We start from the raw sequence: 9,508 nt of genomic DNA on the forward strand, positions 1-9,508 counted from the left end.
GATGATCGCGCGTGCGCGCAAGGGCGAGAGCATCGGCCGGCTCGCCGTGCCCTTCGGGCCCTTCCTCGCGCTCGGGGGATTGGTGGCTGTCTTCTGGGGGCCACCGCTGATCCAGGCCTACCTGCGCCTGTCGGGCCTGGCCCGCTAGCGAAAACGCCGGACCTTGCCGTCCGGCGCTCGTCGCTGCACGAATCCTCGGCGTGACTGGGCTAGTAGAGCGCTTTGATCGTCGACCAGCTGCCGCCCTCTGGGTCGAAGGGTAGCTCGGGGACCCCCGTGATGATCTCGACGTGCACGGTGACCGGCCGGCGCAGTTCCTCGTGGGCGCCGCCACCGGCGCTGACGCCGCCGAACCAGGCCGCCTCCCAGATGTAGTCGCCGGCCGCTGTGGGCGCCGTCGCCACGAGGGACACGGGGAACACGATGTCGCCCGTGCCGCCGTCGTCGCCGGTGCCAGTGGGACCGGTCGCCAGCGCGACGACAACGTCGTTGTGATCGTACAGGATGCCGCGGATCCAGCCGTACTCCTGGCCGCCCGTCAGGATCACGGTCAGCGGGTCGCCGGGGGCATAGTATGCGGCGTTCAAGTGGGCCTGGACGTTGCCGCGGTGCTCGTGGCAGCCGTTGCAGGTCGGCGTGTCATCGCTGTGGCAGCTCGCGCAGCGGTTCGTGTAGAAACTCGGCTCGGCAAGGGCCATCCCGGCCAAAGCCGTCAAGACGAAGAGCGAGGCGGTGACCCGGCGGACGAACAGCCTGGGTGGACCTCCTGGGTGAGTGGCAATGGCTGGAAACGAGGGCTGATGCTCGAGAATACCCGGCGCCGCTCGGCCAGGCCAGGACATTCACGCTATTGAAACCTGGAATTAGGGGTTTCCGCCAGGCGCCTGCGGCGCCCAGAGGTAGACGCGGGCCGTGCGGTTCTTGGGCCCGTTCCAGGCCGGCAGCTCCTTGCGCGCATCGCATTCCTCGCTCAGGAAGCGGCGGAAGGCGCCGTCGCGGTCGAGCTGGGCGATCAGCTCGTCGTTGACCAGGTACCAGGTGCGCCCCGTCGGCTGCCGCCACTCGGGCTTCAGCTCCCACTGGATCATCGTCTGGCGGTCGGTCTCGTTCAGCCGCGCCGGCTCCTCGCCCAAGTAGTAGCTGACCGCCTCGCTGCCCGAGCTGATGATCCGGTCGCCTGGCAGCCGCTCGCGCTGAATGTAGGCCACCGCCTGCCGCCAGCGGATGCGATCGCCATGCTGCACGGTGTAGTAGAGCGCGAGGCGTTGCAGCGAGACGGCCGCCAGCAGCAGCGCCGCCAGCAGGTTGAGGTGCCGGCGCTCGCGGCTCTCGGTCAGCGCGAGTCCGGCGAGGAGCACGAAGAAGGGCAGGGCGAAGAAGACGTAGTAGTTGGTGGCGATGATCTTGGCAGTCGAGGCGGCGGCGACGAGCACGGGACCCAGGCCGCCGACGGTGAGAAAGAGCGTGAAGCGCCGCCGCTCGCGATCGCGCTGCCCGCGGAGCGACCAGACGCCCAGCAGCATGGCGACCGCGAGCGGCAGGCCGAGGTGATAGCCCAGTCCCGCGAGCAGCACGAAGGGGCTGTCGCCGTAGTGGCGGGGGAGGTCGGCGAAGCGCTCGCCGAAGCTGACCAGGCGCCCGAGCGCGGCGAGAACCGGCAGCGCCAGGGCACCGGCGAAGAGGGCCACGCGCCGCCAGGCGAAGCGCGGATCGCGTCCACCGCTCGCCCAGCGCGCGAACAGGGGGTAGACGGCCAGCGCGGGCCAGGCCAGCGCGAGCGAGTACTGCGTCAGCAGGCCGGGGCCGCCCAGTCCGATCACACCATAGAGACGCAGGCGCCCGCCACGCTCCCACCAGTCCCAGGCCAGACGGTAGAGGAAGAGCGCGATCACGAGGAGCAGCGTGTAGTAGCGCGCGTTCTGGCTCCAGAAGACGTGCCAGGGACTGAGCGCCATCAGGAGCGCTGCCCAGAAGGCGGCGCGCTCGCCGGCCGCTCGGCGGAAGAGCAGGTACAGCAGGGGCACGCTCGCGATGCCGAGCAAGGCGGGCAGCAGGCGCAGCGCGAACTCGCTCGTGCCGAAGGCGTCCACCATCTGCCGCTCGAGCCAGAAGAAGAGCGGGTAGGCGTCCGTCGGGCGCTTGCCGCTCAGGTACTGCGTGAGCCAGAGGGTGTTGGCCTCGTCGATCCAGAGGCTCCAGGTGCCGAGTCTGGCGAAGCGCAGGACCGCGGCGAGACCCGTAAGCCCGAACAGGCTCAGCCAGTGGCCGCCGCCGAGCCTCAAGGCTCGCGCTCCGCGCCCCGCGCGCCCGGCAGGCGGCGGGCCGGGCGCGGCACGGCGTCCCGCGACTCGAAGATGTCGCTCCGCAACCAGCCGAAGTGGTGCATCGCGTAGCGGGCGAGGGTCTCCAGGGTGAGCAGCCCGTATTCGAGGCTGCGCGAGAAGTTGATGCTGCTCGCCTCCTCCATGTAGCGCACGGGCACGGGGATGTCGCCCAGACGGAATCCGAAGTGCACGACCTGGGCGAGGAACTGGCTGTCGAAGACGAAGTCGTCGCTGTTGCGCTCCCAGGGGATCGTCTCGAGCACCGTGCGCCGGTAGGCGCGCATGCCGCTGTGGAAGTCGCCCAGGTTCTGGCCCAGCCAGAGGTTCTCGATGACCGTCAGGCCGCGGTTGGCCAGGTACTTGTAGAGAGGCATCCCGCCGGCGAGCGACTCGCGGCGCGAGCGGATGCGATTGCCGAGCAGCACGTCGATGTGCCCGGCGCCGAGGAGACCCGCCATGTGCGGGACCAGCCGCGCGTCGTACTGGTAGTCGGGGTGGATCATCACGACGATCTCGGCGCCGTGGTCGAGCGCGGCGCGATAGCAGGTCTTCTGGTTGCCGCCGTAGCCCTTGTTCGTCTCGTGTTCGATCACGGTGAGGCCGAGCCGCCTGGCCAGCTCCACCGTGCCATCCTGACTGCAGTCGTCCACGAGGATGATCTCATCGACGCTGCCCGGTGGGATGTCCGCGCAGGTCCGCTCGAGCGTCGGCTCGGCGTTGTAGGCCGGCATGACGACGATGATCTTCTCCTTGGCCATTGGGCTCCTTGGGCGCTCGCGGCGACCGGCTCAGCGCCGACCGCGCGTCCAGACAAAGTACAGCAAGCCGGCCAGGAGGATGAACCAGTAGTTGATGAAGCGATCGAGGAATATCGCGCTGCCGCCGGCGGCCGCCGGAATGCCGAGTCGGGGAAAGAGTTCCGCGAAGAGCGCCTCGACGGTGCCCAGGCCGCCCGGCGTCAGCGGCAGCGTCGTGACGATCGCCGCCGCCAGCGCGAGGAAGGCGACCCGGTCGGGCGTCGTGGGCGCCCCCACGGCGGCCAGGACGCAGCCCAGGCGGGCCGCCTCGAGCAGCCAGAGCGCGAGCGTGGTGAGCAGCAAGAGCGGCAGCCTGCCCAGCGAGCCGAAGAGGCCATGGCTGAAGTCCGCCAGGTACTGCGCATGGCGCTCCGGCAGGCGCCGCGCCAGCGAGCCGCGCAGGCGCGCGAGCAGGACGAGCCCCAGGAGCAGCACGCTGCCCATGACGAGCCCCGCGTAGACGATCTGCGCCACGCCGCCCGCAAAATGGTCGCGGAAGCCGATGATGAAGATCCCGGCGAGCAGGGCGATCAGGGTCAAGAGGTCCAGCACGCGCGAGATGAAGATCGTCCCGCCGGTCCGCACGAGTCCCAGCCCCGCCTCGGCGCGCAGCAGGTAGGCGCTGTAGAGGTCCCCGCCGCGCCCGGGCAGTGCGCAGTTGACGAACCAGGCCCGGAACACCGTGCGGGTCAGCAGGCCCATCCCCACGCGATCGCCGGCGTTCGCGAGCAGGAGCTGCCAGCGCCAGGCGCGCAGGGGCAGGCTCAGGTAGAAGAGCCCGAAGCCGAGCAGGAACCAGCGCAGGTCCGCCGCGCGCACGCCCGTCCAGACGGCCCGCAGGTCCAGGTGCCGCGCGACGTAGACGAAGGCCACGGCGGCGATGGTCAGGCTGAGCAGCAGCTGCAGGCGGCGGTGCCGCGGCGCCGGACGCGCGACTGGGGTCTCGGCCTCGGCCATGCGCTCAGTCCTCCGCCAGGAAGGGGCCGAGCTCGGGCAGGGCGCCGCCCTCGCCGTCCCAGAGTGCGCCGAGATTGCCGAAGCCGGCCTCGGGGCTGCCCGGCGCCGGCGCGAGTCGCCAGACGCCGTCGCTCAGGCTGCTGTCGGGCGCGAAGCTGCCGTCCGCCGCGCGGCGCTCGTAGCGATCGCGCCCGCCGCCATCGAGCAGGAGCCCGATCGTCAGCGACTCGCCGTAGGAGGGGGCCGTCGCCGGCGGGCGCTTGTACTCCTCGCGCAGATCCGCGGCGCCGAGACCGAGCTGGCCCGCGTCGAGGCGATAGAGATCGTCGCCCGCGAGGTCGATGAAGAGCGCGTTGCTGCGGATCATGCCGAGGCCGAGGCTGATGATCTTCGCCTCGTAGCGATCGTTGCCGGCCGCGTCCACGAGCAGCGCGTTCGTGTAGTCCCAGCCGAAGGCGAGGCCGGCGCCCGCGTTCTCGCCGAGGATGTGCTCGTCGTCGCCCGCTTCGTCGAGGATCGCGCCGACGCAGTAGTGGGCGCCGCTCGCCTGCGTGAAGTAGACGCTCTCGTAGCGGTCGTCGCCGGCACCCTCGTAGAGCAGGCCGATCCCGAACCAGTAGCCGCAGCCGAGGCTCCAGTTGCCGCTGCGGTAGCTGTCCCTGCCCCGGATGTCGATCAGTGCGCCCAGGCCGCCGGCCCAGCTGTGGCCGTCGCTGCCGTCGCCGCGGCGGCCCATGCCCGCGCCCTGGGCGGCGTTGGCGGCGATCCGGTGCTCGCTGTGGTAGTCGGCGCGGCCCGCGACCCGCGCGTCCGGCTCGGCCGTGTAGCCGTCGTCGCCGCCCCAGGCGGCGAGCACGCCGACGCCGCCCACGCCGCCGAAGCCCTGCCCCTCGCCGTGCAGGTAGTAGGCGTCGTTGCCGGCGGCATCGAGCAGCAGTCCGCAGCCGAAGTAGCCGGCGCCCTGGCCGCCGGCCTCCAGGCGCCAATCGTCGTCGCCGGCGAGATCGGCGGCGAGGCCGATGCCGAACTGCCCGTAGCCCTGGGCGCGCATCGTCGCCGTGTAGCGGTCGCGCCCGGCGACGTCGACGAGCAAGCCGCAGCCGAGCAGGCCCGCGCCCTGGGCGCCGTCCTCGGCCTCGTAGCCGTCGTCGCCCGCGAGATCGAGGCAGGCCGAGACGGGCAGCGCCCAGCCGTGACTGGCCGCGACGGCCCCCGTGTAGCGATCGTCGCCGCCGAGGTCGAGCCAGAGCAGGCAGCCCGCGGCCGCGTGCTCGCCGCCGTCCACGCCGCTGATCACCACCCGGCCGATCGGCGTGGCGGCGTCGAGCAGGATGCCCTCGCCGCGCCGTGCGGCGGGCGGCAGCGCGGCCAGGGCGAGGCGCGCCGTGTCCAGCGCCTGCGCGGCCTTGAGGGCGCCGTAGGCGAGGGACTGCCGGTCCCAGAGCAGGGCGAGGTCGTCGGCGGCCGGCTGGTAGGCGTCGCTCTCGCGCAGGTCACTGAGCGCTAGCGCCTCCGCTTGGAGCCCCCGGTCGGCGCGGCGGAAGGAGAGCCGGCTCCAGCGCGCGGCCTCGGCGAGGTTGAGCACGAGCACGGCGGCGATGCGCGCGAGCTCGGGATCGAGGGCCGCGAGGGCGGCGCTGTCCGGATCGGCGGCCGCCAGGTACTGGCCGCCGAAGCTGAACGCGCGCTCGCCGCCGCCCAGCTCGCGGCGGATGCGGCCGAGGGCATCGGCGAGGGGCGCCGCCGGGGCGGGCGGTGCCACGACGGCGTTCGCCGAGTAGTTGCGAAAGCCCGGTGCGAAACGCTCGACGGCGAGGTGGTAGGTCAGCTGGTACAGCCCGTCGTCCGCCTCGGCGACGCGCGCGGGATCGAGGTACTTGCGCACGGGATCGGCGAGGCCGTGCAGGTAGCGGGGGATCACCTGCGGCCGGGCGAAGAGGTCCGCGAAGGCGGGGTTCAGATGGGGGACGGTCGCGGGCAGCGGGAAGCGCGTCCAGCTGCCCTGCGGCCGGTAGCCGAGATCGGCCCGCGTGAGGCCGAGCCGGGCGAGACCTTCGCCGAGCAGATCGACGGCCGCGGGGCGCGCCGGCTCCGCGGCGGCAAGCCGCGAGGGCCAGAAGGCGGCGGCGAAGACCAGCAGGACGAGTCCGCGGGGCGCGAGAGACATCGGCGGGCCTCCCGGGGTGGGCCGGGAGCGCGGGCCGGCAGTCGGCCCGCGCTGGGCTCAGGGCAGATCGGCGAGGAAGAGATCGTAGCCGCCGTCCGGCGTGCGGGCGCGGAAGGCGACCTGCTTGCCGTCGGGCGAAACGCGCGGGTCGAGCGCGGACTTGATCGGCAGCCAGGGCGTGAGCTGTCCGCTGTCGAGATCGACGAAGCCCAGGCGGTAGCCCGCCATGGGGTCGCTCTCGACGAGGTAGGAGACGACGAGGCGCCGCTCGCCGGGCAGCCAGTCCGCGCTCGCCAGGTAGTAGCCGGGGAACTCGAAGTCCTCGCTGATCGCGCTGATGCGGGCATCGTTGACGCGCAGGAACTTGATCTTACCCAGGCGCAGCGCCCAGGCGATCTTGCCGCCGCTGGGGCTGGGCGCTGGCACGTGATAGCTGCCCGGACCCTGCTCGAGCGCCTGCTGGTTCTCGCCCGTGCGGGCGATGGCCATCGGGGTCGCGTTCGGCGTGCCGTTGTTGCTGAGCGAGTAGTAGATCGTGCCGCCGTTGTGACTCCAGACGGGATCGCCCTCGTGCTGTGAGGTGCCGTCCGGCGTCAGCTTCGCCTCCTCGCCGTCTTCCAGGCGCATCACCCAGAGTTTGTGCGGGAGCTGCGGGAGGTTGCGCACGAAGACGAGGTAGCGGCCGTCGGGCGAGACGGCCGGGCTGAAGCCCTCGCGCGGCGGCTCGTTGAGGGGCGTCGCGGCGCCGGTCCCCAAGTCCAGGCGCTGCAGGCGGTGCAGGCCGCTCTGCATCGTATCGAAGTAGAGCGTCTTGCCGTCGGGGCTGAAGTCGCAGCGCCCCTCGTCGGCCTCGCTGCGCGTGAGCCGCCGCACGCCGGCGGGCAGCGCGAAGGTATCGGCCGGCGCGGCGGCCGGCCTGCCCATGCCCTGCTTGGCCTGCCAGAGCACGCGCTGCAGAGGGGTCATGTTGGCGGTGTCGGCCGGCGCCGGTGCGGCGCCCTTGTCGGCGGGCTGGGCGCCGGCGACGGAGGCGATCAGCAGCAGCGCGGCGAAGCCGGCGGCGAGGGCGGAGGCGGAGCGCATGGCTAACCCCTTTAGCGGAGCGACAGTGGCGGCCACGGCGCCGATCGGCGGGCCGGGCGGAGCCGGCGGCAGCCTAGCATCGCCGCCGCCGCCCTGGCAAGCCGGCGACTTTCCGGCTGGCGTCGCGGGCGGAGATTGTCTATAGTGTTGGTCTTCTCATTCATTCCCACTCCATTCGCTGCTAGTGTAGAGAACGATCAGTTCAAGATCGGAGTGTGCCCATGGCTGACCGGATGCAGGATCTCTTCGAGGAGATCGTGACCACCCTGCGCGCGGACATGAAGCGCCAGGGCTCCAGCGTCGACCCCCTCCACTACGTCGAGGAAGAGGTGCAGCGCTGGAAGGCGGCTCGCGGCAGCGATGACGGCATCTGGTTCTCCCTCATCCTCCAGATGCTGCGCTTCGGCTTCGGCAACTACGCCTTCACCTACGACCGGCAGCCGCTGCTGCAGGAGCACCTCGCCAACTTCGAGGCGCTCGCCGATCTCGACGAGAAGGGCAAGCGCAAGCTCGCCGAGGTGGAGGGGCTGGAGCTGAACGTCCAGCGCGTGCGCTCGGTGGCCAAGAACGCCCGCACGATGCGCACCCTCCAGCGCGACTTCGGCAGCGTCGTCGAGTTCCTCGCGTCCTTCGAGAGCGAGCAGGACCTCGCCGCCGGCGTCGAGGAGATGTTCAGCTACATCAAGGACGAGGGCGCCGTCGAGTTCACGCGCGAGATGGGCTGGAAGACGCCGGGCAGCAGCCCCGCCGTGCGCCGCGTCCTCAGCCGCATGCGCGAACTCGTGGACGGCTCGATCGACATGCCGGGCATCCGGGCCGCGATCGCCGCGATGGCCGCGGCGACCGGCCGCGACGAGGAGACCATCGACTTTCTCCTGCAGCTCTTCGCCGCGGGCGATACGCGCATCGGCCTGGCGCCCATCTGCGACGTGAATTTTGCCTGCTACCGTTGCCGAGTGAGCGACCGCCAGTGTGCGGAGCGCCGCTACGAGTTCGGCACCGGTCGCGAGATCGTGCACGAAGAGCTGGAGTGATCCCCTTCGCGCGTTCGCCTGCGCCGTCGTCCGGCCTCCTCGCTGCCCCTCCCCCCGCCCGTCGCCCGCCCGGGAACCCGGGGGCAGCCTGGGACAGCCTCTGACCCCTGAGGCCCGGCCGCTCCCTCCCGCGCGCCTGCAGTTCCGGTTTGTCATCGCCCTTGCTCTGGCGCCGGGTGATGATCCGGAACTACGGCATCGGCAATCGCGCCATCGCGATCTCTACCCAGCAACCGGACGTGCTGCGCGCCGACGCGCTCGTCCTGCCCTGGTCCGGCCTCGATTCGCCGCGGCCGCCGAGCGCGGTGCTGCAGGCGGCCGGCGCGGCGGTGGTCGCGGAGATCGCCGAGTACGGCGAGGGATCCGAGGTCATGCTGACCTCCGCCGGCGCCCTGCCCCAGCGCTTTCTGTTCCACCTGAGCCTGCCCCGGGAGGAGAAGGTCGCGCTCTCCGTTCTCGAGGACCGCTTCCGCGACTGCTTCTTCCAGGCCGGCGTGCTCGGCCTGCGCGAACTGGCCGTGGCCATCCTCGACTTCTCGCCCTACGTCGAGAGCTTCTCGGATCTCGTCGCCCGCGTCTGGACGACCAGCCGCGAGTTCCTCAGCCGCGAGCGCGGGCCGCAGCGGCTGCTCTTCCTCATCGACGATCGTGACCTGCGCGGCCAGTACCTGCGCCACTTCCTCGACCGCAAGCAAGCCGAGGACCGTCGCTGGGAGCACGAGGAGCCGGTGCTGGCCACGCCCCTGCCGCCGGGCGCGCGCCTGTTGCGGCAGCCGGTGCTGCGAGCGCCGGGCCAGGACACGGAGCAGGTGCTCAGCCTCGAGCTCAGCGACGCCCTGCCGGCGCCGGAGGCGATGGCGGCCGCGCTGCGGGCCCTGCTGGAGGACTACCGTCTCGGGCGCGAACTGGGCGAGAGCCGCCTGCGTCTCGTCGGGCCGATGGCCGCGGCCTTCGCCGCCGGTCTGGCCCAGCGCGGCGAGGAGCGCGCTCCCGCCGAGCGCCTGCGCATCCTCGGTTCGCCGCTCGCGCTGCGCCTGCCCTGGGAGCTCCTGCCCAGCGCGTGCGAAGGGGTCTGTCTGGGCGAGGGCCACCTGCTGACGCGAGGCACGAACTTCCTGCACTTCCGGCGGCGCAACCTGCGCCCCG

General features: G+C 71.9%; 8 protein-coding genes. 2 read left to right on the forward strand and 6 right to left on the reverse strand.

The annotated features are described in order from the left end of the window. Positions 1–209: 209 nt before the first annotated feature. The 6 genes from FJ251_10480 to FJ251_10505 form a co-directional block, all read right to left on the reverse strand. Positions 210–698, reverse strand: a complete 489-nt coding sequence (locus FJ251_10480; protein MBM4118146.1) for a hypothetical protein — start codon at positions 696–698, stop codon at positions 210–212. A gap of 165 nt (positions 699–863) precedes the next feature. Next, positions 864–2,282, reverse strand: a complete 1,419-nt coding sequence (locus FJ251_10485; GenBank protein MBM4118147.1) for a phospholipid carrier-dependent glycosyltransferase — start codon at positions 2,280–2,282, stop codon at positions 864–866. Beyond that, positions 2,279–3,055, reverse strand: a complete 777-nt coding sequence (locus FJ251_10490) for a glycosyltransferase family 2 protein (GenBank protein MBM4118148.1) — start codon at positions 3,053–3,055, stop codon at positions 2,279–2,281. Before FJ251_10490 ends, FJ251_10485 begins: the two co-directional genes overlap by 4 nt. 57 nt (positions 3,056–3,112) lie before the next feature. Continuing rightward, the gene (locus FJ251_10495) at positions 3,113–4,078 is read right to left on the reverse strand and encodes a flippase-like domain-containing protein (protein MBM4118149.1); all 966 of its coding nucleotides are present in this window, start codon (positions 4,076–4,078) and stop codon (positions 3,113–3,115) included. 4 nt (positions 4,079–4,082) lie between these two features. After that, on the reverse strand, positions 4,083–6,245 hold the full coding sequence (locus tag FJ251_10500) for a hypothetical protein (GenBank protein ID MBM4118150.1): 2,163 nt from the start codon (positions 6,243–6,245) through the stop codon (positions 4,083–4,085). 57 nt (positions 6,246–6,302) lie between these two features. After that, complete coding sequence (locus FJ251_10505) at positions 6,303–7,328, reverse strand: hypothetical protein (GenBank protein ID MBM4118151.1); 1,026 nt, start codon at positions 7,326–7,328, stop codon at positions 6,303–6,305. A 221-nt stretch (positions 7,329–7,549) separates the two neighbouring features. Here FJ251_10505 and FJ251_10510 point away from each other — a divergent pair, with 221 nt between their 5' ends. Together FJ251_10510 and FJ251_10515 are read left to right on the forward strand one after the other, a co-directional pair. Further along, the gene (locus tag FJ251_10510; protein MBM4118152.1) at positions 7,550–8,362 is read left to right on the forward strand and encodes a hypothetical protein; all 813 of its coding nucleotides are present in this window, start codon (positions 7,550–7,552) and stop codon (positions 8,360–8,362) included. A 179-nt stretch (positions 8,363–8,541) separates the two neighbouring features. Continuing rightward, on the forward strand, positions 8,542–9,508 hold a 967-nt coding region (locus FJ251_10515; GenBank protein MBM4118153.1), incomplete at its 3' end, for a hypothetical protein.

Source organism: bacterium, assembly GCA_016873475.1.
Taxonomy (GTDB): Bacteria; Krumholzibacteriota; Krumholzibacteriia; order JACNKJ01; family JACNKJ01; genus VGXI01.